This window comes from Butyrivibrio sp. AE2032, from assembly GCF_000702965.1.
This window is the reverse complement of sequence record NZ_JNLF01000003.1, coordinates 107,384-122,766: the sequence shown is the minus strand read 5'-3', so window position 1 is coordinate 122,766 and position 15,383 is coordinate 107,384. Positions and strand designations below refer to the sequence as shown.

At 43.6% G+C, this 15,383-nt stretch carries 11 protein-coding genes and 1 pseudogene; 10 read left to right on the top strand and 2 right to left on the bottom strand.

What is annotated here, in order from left to right; genetic code table 11:
* Nucleotides 1-640: 640 nt before the first annotated feature.
* Nucleotides 641-1,612, bottom strand: coding sequence for an AraC family transcriptional regulator (locus tag BO18_RS02350; protein ID WP_034443273.1), 972 nt, complete (start codon nt 1,610-1,612; stop codon nt 641-643).
* A 179-nt stretch (nt 1,613-1,791) separates the two neighbouring features.
* On the opposite strand from BO18_RS02350, the gene BO18_RS02345 reads away from it, so the two are divergent.
* From BO18_RS02345 to BO18_RS32300, 4 genes are all read left to right on the top strand, one after another.
* Nucleotides 1,792-3,042 carry an L-rhamnose isomerase gene (locus BO18_RS02345; RefSeq protein ID WP_034443271.1) on the top strand — a complete coding sequence of 417 codons (1,251 nt, stop codon included), beginning with the start codon at nt 1,792-1,794 and terminating at the stop codon, nt 3,040-3,042.
* A 41-nt stretch (nt 3,043-3,083) separates the two neighbouring features.
* The gene (gene rhaD, locus BO18_RS02340) at nt 3,084-3,932 is read left to right on the top strand and encodes a rhamnulose-1-phosphate aldolase (protein ID WP_034443268.1); all 849 of its coding nucleotides are present in this window, start codon (nt 3,084-3,086) and stop codon (nt 3,930-3,932) included.
* Between the two features lie 56 nt (nt 3,933-3,988).
* Nucleotides 3,989-5,416, top strand: coding sequence for a rhamnulokinase (gene rhaB / locus BO18_RS02335; protein WP_034443266.1), 1,428 nt, complete (start codon nt 3,989-3,991; stop codon nt 5,414-5,416).
* Between the two features lie 147 nt (nt 5,417-5,563).
* Entirely contained in the window at nt 5,564-7,348 is a 1,785-nt protein-coding gene (locus BO18_RS32300) for a PP2C family protein-serine/threonine phosphatase (protein ID WP_051688448.1), read from the top strand.
* 19 nt (nt 7,349-7,367) lie between these two features.
* On the opposite strand, the gene BO18_RS02325 is transcribed toward BO18_RS32300, so the two are convergent.
* Nucleotides 7,368-8,855, bottom strand: coding sequence for a hypothetical protein (locus BO18_RS02325; RefSeq protein WP_034443264.1), 1,488 nt, complete (start codon nt 8,853-8,855; stop codon nt 7,368-7,370).
* Nucleotides 8,856-9,006: 151 nt separating this feature from the next.
* Between BO18_RS02325 and BO18_RS02320 the strand changes: the two genes are divergently transcribed.
* From BO18_RS02320 to BO18_RS02305, 6 genes and pseudogenes are all read left to right on the top strand, one after another.
* Nucleotides 9,007-10,002 (top strand): asparaginase, encoded by a 996-nt coding sequence (locus BO18_RS02320; RefSeq protein WP_034443262.1) that lies wholly within the window; start codon nt 9,007-9,009, stop codon nt 10,000-10,002.
* Nucleotides 10,003-10,005: 3 nt separating this feature from the next.
* Complete coding sequence (locus BO18_RS02315; RefSeq protein WP_051688447.1) at nt 10,006-11,940, top strand: beta-L-arabinofuranosidase domain-containing protein; 1,935 nt, start codon at nt 10,006-10,008, stop codon at nt 11,938-11,940.
* A complete protein-coding gene (locus BO18_RS02310) occupies nt 11,933-13,237 on the top strand; it encodes a glycoside hydrolase family 27 protein (protein ID WP_034443260.1) in 1,305 nt (434 codons plus the stop codon). The genes BO18_RS02315 and BO18_RS02310 overlap by 8 nt, the downstream gene beginning before the upstream one ends.
* 488 nt (nt 13,238-13,725) lie before the next feature.
* Nucleotides 13,726-13,848: a hypothetical protein gene (locus BO18_RS35965; RefSeq protein WP_255350890.1), complete on the top strand. Its 123-nt coding sequence runs from the start codon at nt 13,726-13,728 to the stop codon at nt 13,846-13,848.
* 375 nt (nt 13,849-14,223) lie between these two features.
* Nucleotides 14,224-14,409 carry a hypothetical protein gene (locus BO18_RS34675; RefSeq protein ID WP_185752325.1) on the top strand — a complete coding sequence of 62 codons (186 nt, stop codon included), beginning with the start codon at nt 14,224-14,226 and terminating at the stop codon, nt 14,407-14,409.
* 270 nt (nt 14,410-14,679) lie between these two features.
* Nucleotides 14,680-15,376: pseudogene (locus BO18_RS02305) on the top strand (ATP-binding protein).
* Nucleotides 15,377-15,383: the final 7 nt, after the last annotated feature.

Genomic DNA, 15,383 nt, shown 5'->3' with positions numbered 1-15,383 from the left:
GGGAAGGGGAGAGTCTGGGAAAGCTTCCCGCAACAAAAAAACCAAAATCTTCCCGGACCGGCTCGCTGGAATTCATGGTCGTAAGTCTTAGCATCTTCCATCCTACGGACCGACGGCTCATTGGCTTTTGAAGCTGCTTGTTTTCATTTCCGAGTCCTCCAAATAGCAAACGCCAGTTTCTTAGCATTCCAATGCAGTTTTTAACTCGCATGCGAGAGATGTCCGAAGCAGGGCTGTTCATATACGTATATTAAAATGGTCATGGGTGCAATGCACCCCAATGACCATTTGAGGCATGCAACATTATAAAGCCCTGCAAGCGAGCATGCGTAATATTATAAAAACTGCAGGAATGCTAAAGAAACGTTTCGTTTGCGTACGGTGAGGAAATGGAAATAACAGCTGAGAAAACTCAGGAGCCGTCCTGGGGTCCGTGGGCAGGCTGGAAGGTGCTAATGCTTATGGCACATGAATTCTTCAGCTTGCTGCTACGCTCAGATTTTGTGTTTTTAGTTGTTGCTCGCGGCTTTCCCAGACTCTCCCCTTCCCTGTGGGCATCGCTTCCCCAAACCGTGAATGGTAACATCCTTGCCAAAGATAAGTGTGTTATGCTCGATATATAGCGAAAAATTATGGAGAATTACGCTTTGTTCCGATAGTCCCTGGGGCTGCAGCCGTAGACTCTTTTAAAGAGGCGATGGAAAAAGCTTGTGTTTTCGTAGCCCACAGATTCTGCTATATCAGCAATTGAAACTTTTGAACGTGTAAGAAGAGTACAGGCTCTTTCAAGGCGCTTCTCCTGCAGGAGTTCCTTGAAGGTGTGACCTGTCTCTTTTTTTATTATACGGCTCACGGTGTATTCATCAGCTTTTTCGGTCTCAGCAAAGCGTTTGAGAGAAGCTGTTTTGTAGGAAGTGTCAATGTATGATAGAGCCTTTAAAGTTATTTCCTGATCATAGGAGTTTGATGGAACATGGATCAGCTCTGAATGATTTGTGAGATTAAGGAATAAAAGACCTACAGTCGCCTGATTTATAGTGCGGCTGTTTTTTTCTGCATCGAGCATGTTCCAGATAAGGTTTTCCATAAGGTTCTGGATGGGCAGGATTTCTGAGACACTAAAATACAGGTAGTTGCTGGGCATGTCTTTTTTTGTAAGACAGCTGATTATGAAGTCGCGAAGAGCACTGGGCTGGGCACCCATTATGGGAAGGACCACATCAAAAAACTCCGGAAGTATCATGAAATTCACAGCGATGTCTTTTTCGCCTGCAGGGTAGATCTCCTGGGTGGCGTGCTGGTTGAGAAAGAGAAGGTCTCCCTCATGTAAGGTGATCTCCTGACCGTCAACGATGTGTCTTGTGCTTCCGCTGCACATGTATATGAACTCCACGTAGTTGTGAGTATGCTTCGGAAAGTGAATAAATCGTACGTGTGGGCGCATATCGATAAGACGTCCGTTTTTTAATACTCTGGCAGAGTCAATTTCATCTGTGGATTTGGACGCTTCAGGACTATAATATAAAGCTCTGTTTATGACTTTGTTGCCATCTAAAATTGATTGTTCTTCCTCTGTAATAACGCTGAGTTTATCGAGAAGTACCTGGTTCATAATTCACCTCTTTTTCTTTGTGACCACAACATATCACATTTTTATATTGCCTGCAAGAAAGGACGCTTTTTTATTCGGATTACGACCTTAATTATTTATAGCCAAGGCCTTATCATAAGATAAAGCAATTAAAAAGGACGCTTTAACACTTTTAAAATATGGAAGGGACGGTTACAAAAATGACAGTAAAAGAGAGATATGAAGCAGCAAAAGAGCGCTATGCAAAGCTTGGAGTTGATACAGATAAGGCTATAGAGGAGCTTTCAAAGATCAGCCTTTCAATGCACTGCTGGCAGGGAGATGACGTAGTTGGCTTTGATCAGAAGGGACCTCTTTCCGGGGGAATCCAGACAACAGGAAATTATCCATACAGAGCTACGACACCTGAGCAGCTGATGCAGGACATAGATGAGGTGTTCAGCCTCGTTCCCGGAAAACACAAATTAAACCTTCACGCCTCCTATGCAGTTTTTGAAGAAGGCGAGTGGGTAGACAGAGATAAGCTGGAGCCAAAGCACTTTAAGGCTTGGGTGGATTTTGCCAAAAAGCACGGCATTGGACTTGATTTTAACCCAACAATGTTCTCACATCCCAAAGCAGCTGATGCAACTTTATCATCTGAGGATGAGGAAATCAGAAAGTTCTGGATCGATCACTGCATCGCATGTCTTAAGATTTCTGAGTACTTCGCAGAAGAGACCGGAATGCCATGCATGATGAACATCTGGATCCCTGATGGATTTAAGGACGTTATCCCTGATCGCATTTCACCAAGAAAGCGCCTCAAGGATTCCCTGGATCAGATCCTTGCAACACCTTATGACAGGAGCAAGGTTTATGTTGCTGTTGAGTCCAAGGTTTTCGGAATCGGAATGGAGTCCATGACTGTTGGATCACAGGAGTTCTATCTTAACTACGCAGCCAAGAACGACATCATGTGCCTCATAGACTCAGGCCATTTCCATCCTACAGAGAACGTAGCAGATAAGCTTTCATCAATGCTTCTTTTCTATGATAAGATGGCTCTTCACGTTACAAGACCTGTACGTTGGGATTCTGACCACGTAGTTATCTATAATGACGATGCAAAAGAGATTGCTCAGGAGATCGTAAAGAACGGACCGGACAGATTCTTTATCGGAATGGACTACTTTGATGCCAGCATAAACAGAGTGTCAGCATGGACCAACGGAATGAGAAACTTCCTTAAAGCTCTTTTAAATGCAGAGCTGCAGCCTAATGATAAGCTTTGCAAACTTCAGAACGAGCGCAATTTCACTGAGCTCATGTCACTTCAGGAGCGCATTAAGATGGAGCCTATCGGTGATGTATGGGATTACTACTGCGAATTAAAGGGTGTTCCTACAGAGGATGAGTGGTTTGAGGTTTGCAGGAAGTACGAGACAGATGTTCTCAGCAAAAGAGCTTGATGTGAGTATATAAGATTTATGACAGGGAAAGGACAAGAATAATGAGAGTTTTAGATTCAGAGTTTGCTAAAGGCTTTTGCCGTATGTGCGTTGATGGATTTTACCAGGGATGGCACGAAAGAAACGGTGGAAACTTAAGCTATCGTATAAAGGATGAAGAAATCGCTTCTGTAAAAGAGGAACTTAAAGAAGACGGTGAGTGGAAGGAAATTGGCACCTCAGTACCTGCTCTTGCCGGGGAGTTCTTCATGGTTACAGGCTCCGGCAAGTATTTCAGAAACGTTGAGATCGATCCTGCAGCTAATATCTGCATCATCAAGGTTGATGAAAAGGGTGAGAAATATCAGATCCAGTGGGGACTTGTAAATGGCGGAAGACCAACCTCTGAGCTTCCTTCACACCTTATGAATCTGGAGGTCTGCAAGAAGAGAAATGAAGAGATAAGGGTTGTTTACCACTGTCATCCTGCAAATACTATTGCTCTGACCTATGTACTTCCTCTTGACGGAGAAGTATTTACAAGAGAGATCTGGGAGATGGCAACAGAGTGTCCTGTTGTATTCCCTGACGGAATCGGTGTTGTGCCCTGGATGGTTCCTGGCGGAAGAGATATCGCCGTTGCTACTTCTGAGATCATGAAGAAGCAGGATGTTGCAATCTGGGCTCACCACGGCATGTTTGCCTGCGGAACAGATTTTGATATCACCTTCGGCCTTATGCACACAGTAGAAAAGGCTGCTGAGGTTCTTGTAAAGGTTATGTCCATGACAGACAGAAAGCGCCAGACAATCGAGCCTGAAATGTTCAGAGCATTGAACGGTCCTTTCGGAATCAAGGTTAACGAAGACTGTCTCTATGAGAAGAAGAGTGACAGGATTGGAGAGCGTTAAGGGCGACTAAGCCAGAGCGCTATGCAAATACACAGCATTTTGTTATGGAGAGCGACATGAAATACTACTTAGCAGTTGATATCGGTGCATCTTCCGGACGCCACATCCTTTCGTGGTTTGAGGACGGAAAGATACAGTACGAAGAAATACACAGATTTTATAATGGTATGGATGAAGAAGATGGTCACAAGGTCTGGGATACCAAAAGGCTTTTTGATGAGGTTGTCGCCGGCATGAAAAAATGTGTCGACCTTGGCAAGATTCCTGTTTCCATGGGTATCGACACCTGGGGCGTTGATTACGCCCTTCTTGGTGAGCATGATGATGTGGTTGGAAAAACTTACGCCTACCGCGATAGTCGCACCGAGGGCATGGAAGAGGAAGTCTACAGGATCATTCCGGAAAAAGAGCTCTATAAAAAGACCGGAATTCAGAAGGCAATCTTCAACACAGTCTATCAGCTGATGGCAGCAAAGAAACAGGAGCCGGGAACCCTTGATGAGGCGAAAGCTCTTTTGATGATCCCTGATTATCTGCATTTCCTTCTGACAGGTGTTAAGAAGCAGGAGTACACTAACGCCACAACAACAGGCCTGGTGGATCCAAATACCAATCAGTGGGACTATGACCTTATAGAGAAGCTTGGATATCCGAAGAGGCTCTTTACTGAGCTCTCTATGCCGGGAACTTTTGTGGGGAATCTCACAAAAGAGATTCAGGAGAAAGTGGGCTTTGAATGCAGGGTTGTACTTCCTGCGACCCATGATACGGGAGCAGCAGTTATGAGTGTTCCGAATACCTCAGATGATGTTCTTTACATTTCTTCCGGAACCTGGTCACTTTTTGGCTGCGAGCTTGAAAAGGCAAACTGTTCTGAAAAAGCCGAAGAGGCTAACTTCACTAATGAAGGCGGATATGACCATAGATACAGATTCCTTAAGAACATTATGGGGCTTTGGATGATCCAGTCCGTGAAGAAGGAATTTGAAGCAGGATACGATTATCCAGGCAAGAAAGCTTCCGACGATTACTCTTTTGCAAACCTTTGTGCAAAGGCGGAGGAGGAGACAATTACATCAATCGTTGATGCAAACTCCGAAGTCTTTCTTGCACCGGAGTCTATGATAGATGCAGTAAAGAAAGCTTGCGAGGAAAATGGCGAGCAGATCCCTGTAACTCCCTGGGAAATCGCCAGGGTTATCTACAGATCTCTTGCAGTATGCTACGGAAGAGCAGCTGTTGAGATTGAGGATATTACAGGAAAGAAGTTCCCCAGCATAAACATCGTAGGCGGAGGCTCCAACGCAGAATACCTCAACAAGCTCACTGCCCAGGTGACAGGAAGAACTGTCCTGGCTGGCCCTTCCGAGGCAACAGCTATCGGCAACATCGGTGCCCAGATGATGGCAGATGGCTTATTCACAGGTTTGCAGGAATTCAGAAAGTGTGTCTATAGCTCTTTTGAAGTAAGGACCTATCACTGAGCCACATTGTTGCAGCAGTGGTATATCAGTTCAGCCAGCTCTTTTCGTCCAGGTTTTTTTTCAATGATATGCGGATTTTATGTTCATAAAACTGATATAATAATAACGGAAGGTTGACTATGATGCTTTAGGATAAAGAGTATAAGTATGAACAATTCAGTATCTGAAAAAAGAGAAGATAAGAAGACTGGTAAGCTTTCTAAGAAGGTAATGCTCAGCAGTATTCTGCACAGTGGTGTCTTAGGAACAGTAGTTCTTTTGATCAGTGTTGGTATATTTTTGTACAGCATTTTAAGCAGCAATTATGGAGATACGGTCAACATCGCAAGGACCATTTCTGCAGTTCTTCAGAAAAGTGGTGATGTTCCGGGACTGGTGGATGCAGTGCTTGCTCAGGAGAGGGAAAATCAGAATTTTGAGGAAGAATTCGAGAAGAATAATCCTGCAGATACTGAGGGACAGCTCCTTAATTATCGCTGGTATACAGAAGAAAACCCTCCGCTGGCAAAGAGACAGGATTATCAAAGAGTTATGGACATCATTGCTACCTTTAACGGCAACAATCCTGATCTGAACGGAACATGCCTTATGGTGTTTGATAAAGAAACCCATATTGCATCTCTTCTTTGTGATGTTGAAAAGTTTGGCGGAGATGAGTCTGTCATAGTAGATGATGTTTTGTGGCGTCGGTTCGAAGACATAGAGCTGGATCATATTGAAGAGGAGCGCTGGTCCCTTCTGAAAAACCTGATCCGCTACATGAAGATAGATCCAAGATATGTAGTTTTTGCCTGGTATGAACCATTCCCATACCCAGATGAGAACGTCATCGTATTTATTGAGGCAGACGCTTTCTATACTAATGTGTGGTCCAATGTCCTGTCTTTCATTTTGATATTCCTGTTTTTGATACTGGTAGTGGTGCTTATTATGGGAGCAATTTACAGATCTAAGATGCAGAAGATGATCGTAAATCCCATAAACTCAGTTGCTGATGCAGCCCGAAGCTATGCCCTGGACAGGAAAAATGATGTAAAGAAGACTAAGTATTTCTCATCACTGAACCTTGGTACGGGAGATGAGATTGAATCTCTTTCAGATATCATGGCGGATATGGAAAAAGAGATTGAGATCTATGAGGAAAATCTGACAAGAGTAACCTCGGAGAAAGAAAGGCTTTCAGCAGAGCTGGATGTGGCTTCTACCATACAAAGAGATATGCTGCCTCAGATATTCCCTGTGTACCCGGAACGGTCTGAATTTGAAGTCTTTGCGAACATGGACCCTGCAAAGGAAGTAGGCGGTGACTTCTACGATATCTTTATGATTGATGATGACCACCTGGCCCTGGTTATGGCGGACGTATCCGGCAAGGGTATTCCTGCAGCTCTTTTCATGGTCATAAGTAAGACCCTGATAAAGAACAGGGCAATGATGGGCGGAAATCCTGCCGAAATATTTGAGGATGTGAATAACAGACTTTGTGAGGGAAATAAGTCATTTATGTTTGTGACAGTCTGGCTTGGAATTCTCACTATCTCAACAGGAGAAGTTGTGGAGGCTAATGCCGGTCATGAGGATCCGTTCCTGCTTAAGAAGGATGGGGCAGGCTATGAAGAACTGACAGTTGATCATGATCTGGTTCTGGGTGCCATGAAGAATACAAAGTATAATAGTGACAGCTTCGTTATGAAGCCGGGAGAAAAGCTCTTTATTTACACAGATGGTGTACCGGAAGCTACCAATTCCGACGGACTTCGCTACGAGATGCCGAGGCTTTCAAAGGTGCTTAATGATAATATTGATGCAGAGCCCAAGGAGCTTTTGAAAAAGGTCCGGGAGGATGTGGACTCCTTTGTGGGAGATGCGGACCAGTTTGATGATCTTACAATGCTTGCATTTAAATATAACGGAAAACAAGGGCCCCTATGAGCCCTTGTATTTATGTTGATCAGTTTATTGCTGTACCGTTTACGTATAATGTGTAACCATTACTTACTATGTTAGAAACATCTCCGTCGAAGGAAGTGATGTAGGTATCTGCTGTAAGAGTCCAGGTGCTGTTCTTGTCGAGAGTTACATTGACCTCACCCACTTCGGTAGAAACTGAATCACCCTTGGCGTTTGTTATCTTGCCACTGATGGAGCCTGTAAAGCTGGAACCATCTGTAAGGTTAAGGGTAAGTGTGGAGTTGCTGCCAACAAGGATAGTTCCCTCGAGAGTCTGGTTTACTGCATTTAAAGTTGCGATATTGTCTGCACCATTCCAGCCGTCATCACATACGGAGAGCAGGATATTTTCGGAGTCCTTGTTAGTGATCTTAACATTGTTCAGATTGATCACAGCGTTAGTGTTTGTGACATGGAATACGTGTCCGTTTTCACTTGTGAGGCTACCGCCTGTCATATCAAAAGTTGAGGTACCGCTGTTTGCATCACCTGACATTGACTGATAGATCATGATGGAGTCAAGGAAGGTGGCGTTACCGTTCATCTTTGTGTTGTTGGCTGTCATGTCACAGTTTTTAAGTGTAATGGAGTTCATTCCTTCAATACAAACTGCTTCTGAAAGGTTAGAAACAAGTGTTGCGTTGGAAACAGTGATGTCAGCAGTTGAGTAGATTGAAGGTGATCCAAGACCGTTAGTTGTGTAGGTTCCGCCATCAACGGTAACTGTTCCGCCACCACGGTCTGTGCGGATTGCAGCTGAGGACTGTCCGCTGGTCTCAACTGTGAGGTTTGAGGCCTTTGTAACTCCACCACCGGTTGTCATGATACCACCGGAGCCGTCCCCTGTAGTTGTGATAGTTGAATCAGAGATGATTACAGTTGTTCCGTCTCCTGAAGCACCATTCTGGCCGCCATTTCCGCCGTAAGAGAATACACCGTTTGCTCCGTCTGCATCAGAGGTGATTGTTGCACCGGAAATTGTGGTTGTGGATCCGTCCTTTACCAGGACAGTAGCGTTAAGTCCATAGAAGTTACAGTTGTCACCACCATCAGAATCACCGGTCTTACTTACTGTTGCGTTTGAAATTGTCACATCGTCGGAGGTGGAGATCAAAAGTGCACTCTCATCTGCAGTAGTGCTTTTGTAGGTCTGGCCATCCTGAGAATCGCCGCTGGTGATCTCAACAGCCCCGGAATAATCTATGTCAGCGCTGCTCATTCCGCCTCCGCCAAAGCCGCCGCCAGGAGCATCTCCGGGAGCACCGTCTGGCTTTTCTCCACTAGGTGGTTCTCCGGGAGCCTCACCGTCAGGAGCTTCGCCATCAGGTTTTTCAGGGGCTTCGCCCTGAGTTTGTTCTTCTGCCACAACTGCAGTATCTTCTTTAGCTGAACTTGCAGAAGATGCGTTCTGACCACAAGCTGTTACCGACATACACATAAGCATTATAGATACAAAAGGTAATAATTTCTTTACTTCGATTCTTTTCATTATGATATTCTCCTCATTTCATAAGCGTTTTGTTTTTGATGAGAGAAGATTATCATGTATAACTTAAAAATAACTAAAAGGCAAAATAAATATGCTACAATCGAAAATGTAAAAGAACTTCATAGCTTTTTATCGGAGGAAGCATTAAGACATGAGTAAAAAGATACTTATCATAAATACCGGCGGAACACTTTCTGCTGTCATGAAGAAAAACGGCCTTATTCCAGGTCTTTCAATACACGATATGCAAAAAGAGCTGCAGATGGTATCAGGGGATACTGACATTGAGATTGAGGATTTCTGCTCCCTGGACAGTGCCAATATCTTTCCTGAGGACTGGAGCGCTCTGGCCCGTAGGATAAGTGATTGCAGAAATGATTATGACGGAATAGTGGTCATACACGGCACAGATACGCTGGCCTACACATCCTCCATGCTCTCTTTTATGCTCAGGAACATTGGAATTCCCGTGGTGATCACAGGTTCCCAGCTTTCCATAACAGACCCTGTGGCAGACGCTATGGAGAACTGCAGATGCGCCATACATATGGCAGCCAGCCAGATTCCGGGAGTGTTTGTTGCCTTCAACAGAAAAGTAATGCTGGGCTGCAGAGCCTCAAAAGTAAGGTCCTTAAGCTTTGATGCCTTCGAGAGCATTAACTATCCCAATATCGCTACCATCAGTTCCCTTGGCATGAAGATTGACACCGCAGCTGTTCCTGATAGAACAGGCATTTTCAAGCTTACGGACACCTATTCTGACAAGGTCTGCATGATAAAGATGTTCCCAGGAATACACAGAAACTTTATTGAATCCATAGCAGAGCTTGGCTACAAAGGACTCTATATTGAGGCCTACGGAATTGGTGGAATGCCCTTCGTGAAGCACGATTTTATCGGTGCTCTTGAAAAGCTGATAAAGGGCGGAATGACCGTTGTTGTTGGAACCCAGTGCAGATATGAAGGCACCAAGATGGATGTCTATGAAACAGGTAAAAGAGCTATCGAGATAGGTGCCCTTGAAGCCCACGACATGACGGGCGAAGCAGCTCTCACAAAGCTTATGTGGATCCTTGGAATGACTGATGATATTACAGAGATCAGGGATTATTACTCAATAAATATTGCAGGAGAAATGAAGTTATAAGATATGAAAGTCAAGGTTACAGATTCTTACTATGATGAGGCACTAAAGATTACTGCCCATAACATACTTAAGCTTGATGCAGACAGGCTACTGGCCGGCTTCAGAGAGACTGCAGCTATCATAAAGGGCCTGAGCTTTCAGGAGCAAAAGACCTTTATGAAAGATAAGAAGCGCTATCCCGGAGGCTGGGAAGACGGAATGATAGGGGGACATACCCTTGGTCACTATGTCACAGCCCTGTCCCAGGCTGCAGTTAACCCGGGACTTGATGATGGAGCCCAAAAAGAAACACGAATGCGCCTTGAATATGTGGTAGATAGTCTCCTTGAGTGCCAGGAAATGACTATGGAAACAGATTATGAGGGCTATGTGTTTGGTGCAACACTCCCATCAAAAGAGTTTGTTACTAACCCAACTCTTCAATTTGATAATGTTGAGGAGGGAAAGAGTAATCCATTTACAGAGGCCTGGGTGCCCTGGTATACCATGCATAAGATCCTGTCAGGATTAAACGCTGCTTATGCTATCGCAGGAAATACAAACGCCCTGAAAGTCGCAAACAGACTTGGGCTCTGGATTGCAAAAAGGGCCAATGACTGGAGCCCTGAAACCAGGCAGACAGTCCTTAGCATTGAGTATGGAGGTATGAACGAATGCCTTTATGAACTTTACAGGATCAACCGAGATCTGGAGGGCGCCGAAAGCTCTTTTGCCATATCTGATCCGGACATTCTTTTCAAGGCTGCTCATCAGTTTGATGAGACCAAGCTTTTTGAGGCTGCCCTTGCCGGAACAAAAGACCATTTGAAGGACGTTCACGCTAACACCACAATCCCCAAGTTTATCGGCGCACTGGCCAGGTATGAGGCTGATAACAGCGAAAGTATATACCTTGAATACGCCAAGGCCTTCTGGGATATGGTTATCGAAAAACACACCTATGTAACAGGCGGCAACAGTGAGGATGAGCACTTCGGAGCAGACTACGTTCTGGACAGCGAGAGAACCAACGTCAACAATGAAACCTGTAACACCTACAACATGCTTAAATTCTCCCGAAGACTCTTTTTGGCAACCGGCGATGTGAAATACCTGGACTACGCTGAGCGGACTTTGATAAATGCCATCATGGCGTCCCAGGATCATGATACAGGCTTTACCACGTATTTTCAGCCAATGGCTACAGGTTACCATAAGGTATTCAATACTTTTGATGGCAATTTCTGGTGCTGCACCGGAACAGGCTACGAGAATTTCACCAAGCTTCAGGAGGGAATTTACTATCGTGAAAAGAGTAAGCTCCTGGTGGCATTATATCTGGATTCCCAGCTGGAAACTGAGGACTATTCTATCTGGCAGGAATGCGACTTCACAAAGTCTGACAAGGTTAAAATGATTATCAGTACAAAATCTGGGAAAGCGTTCTGTGATGACTTATACCTCAGGAAACCCGAGTGGCTTTGTGGCAATCCGGAGATAGAAATTGATGGATTACGATGTAACATACAAGACAAAGATGGCTTTTACAACCTGTCAAAAGATCTATTACAGGATGGTAGTGTTATAACCCTTCGCTGGCCTATGGGGCTTCACTACGAGAATCTTCCTGATGGAGAAAATACCTATGCCTTCATGTACGGTCCTTATGTGCTGTCTGCCATGCTGGGAACTACGAAGATCAGCACAAAGCCACATGGCATAGCAGTGGTTGTGTCCGGGACGAAGGCAGTTGATTCAGATGTATTGCGTATAACTGATGAACTATCCGTGGAAGATTTCCTTCGCAACCTTGATAAACATCTTATTAAAGAGCCGGGGACCATGGATTTCAGGCTGGAGGGTGTGGATACTCCGCTTCTTTTCACCACGCACTACAATCAGTACAGGCAGAGCTACGGAATTTACTGGAAACTTACAAAGGGAGAATCTCATGGGTAAGGATAAAGAAAAGATAGTTGCAAAGCGCCCGCCAATGGGGTGGAACAGTTGGGACTGCTATGGCGCAAGTGTCAATGAAGAAGCGCTTCTTGGAAATGCGAAATACATGAAGGAGCACCTGAAGGAGTTCGGCTGGAAGTATGTTGTCTGTGATATCCAGTGGTATGAGCCTTTGGCAGATTCCCATGAATACCATAAATTCACTGAGCTTGAAATGGATGAGTATTCAAGGCTTATGCCTGCTCCAAACAGATTCCCTTCTGCAGCGAAAGAAAAAGGCTTTAAACCTATTGCAGACCAGATCCATGGCATGGGGCTTAAGTTTGGAATCCATATCATGCGTGGAATTCCAAGACAGGCTGTCCATGGGAACTGTAAGATACTTGGCAGCAACCAGACTGCCAGAGATATAGCACACCCAGCTTCCATCTGCATGTGGAACACAGACATGTACGGCGTTGATGCGTCAAAAGAGGGAGCCCAGGAATATTATGATTCTATTTTCAGACTCTATGCTGAATGGGGAGTGGACTTTGTTAAGGTCGATGATATAGCAAGGATAGACTGTGGACCGGAGGCTCCGGGAGCAGGTTTTTCCGAGATTGCTCTCATAAGAAATGCCATTGAAAGAAGCGGACGAAAAATGGTCCTTTCTTTGTCTCCCGGCCCCGCCAGAGTGGAGCAGAAGGACTTCCTTTTAGAAAATGCCAACATGTGGCGAATGACTGATGATTTTTGGGACAAGTGGGAGCTCCTTTATGGAATGTTTGAAAGATGTCATGCCTGGGAAGGCGTTGGCTGCAAGGGTCACTGGCCAGACTGCGATATGCTTCCTGTGGGACACCTTTGTGTCTGCAATGATGAAGGGGGAGGTCCCGGTCACTACAGCCACTTTACTGAAGACGAGCAGAAGATCATGATGAGCCTATGGTGCATCTTCAGGTCACCTCTTTTCATAGGAGGAGAGCTAAGGGATAATGATGAATTCACCCTGAAACTTCTATCAAACACCAGGCTCCTTGACATGCACAGTTATGGCAGAAAAGCCCATCAGGTCATGAGAAAGGACGATATAGTCATTTGGCAGAGCAGGACTAAGGATGGAAAAACATACATAGCTCTTTTCAATATAGGAGAGAGCAAAGGAACCGCCAAGCTTAAATTTGAGGATCTTGGACTTACGGATTCAGACACAGTCACAGCCACAGAAATATGGGATGACCAAAAAGAAATCCTTAAGAATAAGCAGAAGATCCAGCTAAAGCCCCACACAGTAAAGTGCTATGAAATACCGTGACAATGCTTTTACAAATCCGCCCAAGGAGTCACGGGGACGGTTCTTTTGACTCCACGAAAAAGGGAGTCAAAAGAACCGTCCCAGTGACTCCCCGTGACTCCCCAACATATTTTTTACAAAATGGTCCTGACATGGTAATATATATTCGCCGTGTTAGGGCTATTTTTACGACAATAATTGTTTTAAAGGAGATATATACCATGAAATTGGGAATCGAAAGACTTCTCCTTAATCACGTATAATTACATAAGGTCACGCGAGCCGTTATTTCGCGATTGTTTGGAAACTTAAATTACACGTTTCGCTACATAAATTCACATTAGAAAATGGCAGTTGGTGTAGGCCTGGTGTAGATACTGTTAACCGGACATCATCACGCAGGATATTTGAATATGGATTTTACATAAAGGGTAGTTGTTCTTAAAGAGAATGACTGCTTTTTTCTACGCCCAAAATCGGGCACGACCATTATTCAATTCATAGGATACATGATGAATTACGAAGAGTTTAAGGAAAATCTTGCAAATGATGTAAAAGAGCAGATGGAGTCAAAATATGGCTCTGAGGTCACAGTTGAAACCAGAACAGTTGAGAAGATGAATGAGACTTAAGATGCGCTCACAGTAAAACCTGAGGATAGCATTATCGGAGTGAATCTCAATACAAAATACTCATTTCTTTTTATTTGCCTGCCATTTCGCCAAAAGATTGTACTCTGTCATCGGCAGAATGGAGATTACGGACATATTTCATATCCACGGTGTAAAGATAAAGCTTTTCTTGATTCATATTCCTCCAAAATATAAGAAGGCTGCAACAAGTGCAGCCCTCATTCGCTTCCACTTAACGGTAGGATTCACCGCTTTAATAGCTCCCACTCACAGTAGGGTTCACTGCTAAGTTAAGATTATCATAAATCATATTTAAGTCAATATGACTTTGGGAAATTTCATAGACTTCACTGATTTTTTACATAGGGCAGCAAAATGGCTGATGGAGAACAAACTGGAGTTTTAGAGGGGAGTCAAAAGAACCGTCCCCGTGACTCCCCAACATATTTTTTACAAAATGGTCCTGACATGGTAATATATATTCGTCATGTTAGGGCTATTTTTACGACAATAATTGTTTTAAAGGAGATATATACCATGAAATTGGGCATTGTTATTTGAACGCCTTTTTCATATATCTCCATATAAAACATTAAATCTATTCAAAACCGCATAAATACTTCATTTGCGGAAATCCCAACTCTGATATAACTTGATAAAGATTCATATATTTTATAAAAAAATGGCACTCGTGTTGCACTCGATTTTTGGGAGACCGAGAAAAAATATCAACATTATTTCATTTTGTAACAAGCTATATTGAGACCCAAGTTAGCAGATAAAAATAACAGCATCGGATAGTCATATGTCCGGTGCTGTTTTTTTAATGCCATGCTTCTATTAGCCAAAAACGAAAAAAAATTGAAAATGGCTAATAGACAAGATGCAAATATAATCCATATCAATTTTTACCTGCCGGAGTTTGAAGAACTGCTCACTTTTCGAGCGCTGTATGAACATATAAACTCTTTGTATAAAGAGAATATGCAGAACTTTGTTTTGATAGGTGAAGTTCAAATGTGTGAGGATTTTGAAAAGGCCATCAATGGACTGCATGCATCCGAAAAGTATGATATATATAACCGGTTCAAATGCTTTTTTGCCTAGTTCAGATCTTGCCACACTTTTTACTGGACGAACATTTGAAATAAAAGTTTTTCCATTTTCCTTCAAGGAATATGTCAGGTATTTTGATTTGAGCGACAGATATGAGACCCTATCATCATATATTAAAGAAGGTGGAATGGCAGGCTCTTATCTATATAAAGATCCTGAAGCAAAGTATGATTACATTGCAGATGTATTTGACACTCTGATTGTAAGGGATATCAGACAGAAATATAAAATAAGAAAAACTCAGTTGATGGGCAGAATTGTAGATTTTCTTATGGATAACATTTCAAATCTTTCATCGGCCAGGAATATTACAAATGTCCTTGGCAGCATGAATGAGAAAATCCACCATACAACGGTAGGCTCGTACATGCAATACCTATGCAATGCATTTGCGTTTTATAAAATCCGTTGAGTATCAA

Coding starts and splice junctions, on each gene's coding strand:
- BO18_RS02315 (WP_051688447.1), top strand. CDS start 10,006: ATGAAAGTCAAGGTTACAGATTCTTACTATGATGAGGCACTAAAGATT.
- BO18_RS02350 (WP_034443273.1), bottom strand. CDS start 1,612: ATGAACCAGGTACTTCTCGATAAACTCAGCGTTATTACAGAGGAAGAA.
- rhaB (WP_034443266.1), top strand. CDS start 3,989: ATGAAATACTACTTAGCAGTTGATATCGGTGCATCTTCCGGACGCCAC.
- BO18_RS02325 (WP_034443264.1), bottom strand. CDS start 8,855: ATGAAAAGAATCGAAGTAAAGAAATTATTACCTTTTGTATCTATAATG.
- BO18_RS02320 (WP_034443262.1), top strand. CDS start 9,007: ATGAGTAAAAAGATACTTATCATAAATACCGGCGGAACACTTTCTGCT.
- BO18_RS35965 (WP_255350890.1), top strand. CDS start 13,726: ATGATGAATTACGAAGAGTTTAAGGAAAATCTTGCAAATGATGTAAAA.
- BO18_RS32300 (WP_051688448.1), top strand. CDS start 5,564: ATGAACAATTCAGTATCTGAAAAAAGAGAAGATAAGAAGACTGGTAAG.
- BO18_RS02345 (WP_034443271.1), top strand. CDS start 1,792: ATGACAGTAAAAGAGAGATATGAAGCAGCAAAAGAGCGCTATGCAAAG.
- rhaD (WP_034443268.1), top strand. CDS start 3,084: ATGAGAGTTTTAGATTCAGAGTTTGCTAAAGGCTTTTGCCGTATGTGC.
- BO18_RS02310 (WP_034443260.1), top strand. CDS start 11,933: ATGGGTAAGGATAAAGAAAAGATAGTTGCAAAGCGCCCGCCAATGGGG.
- BO18_RS34675 (WP_185752325.1), top strand. CDS start 14,224: ATGGCTGATGGAGAACAAACTGGAGTTTTAGAGGGGAGTCAAAAGAAC.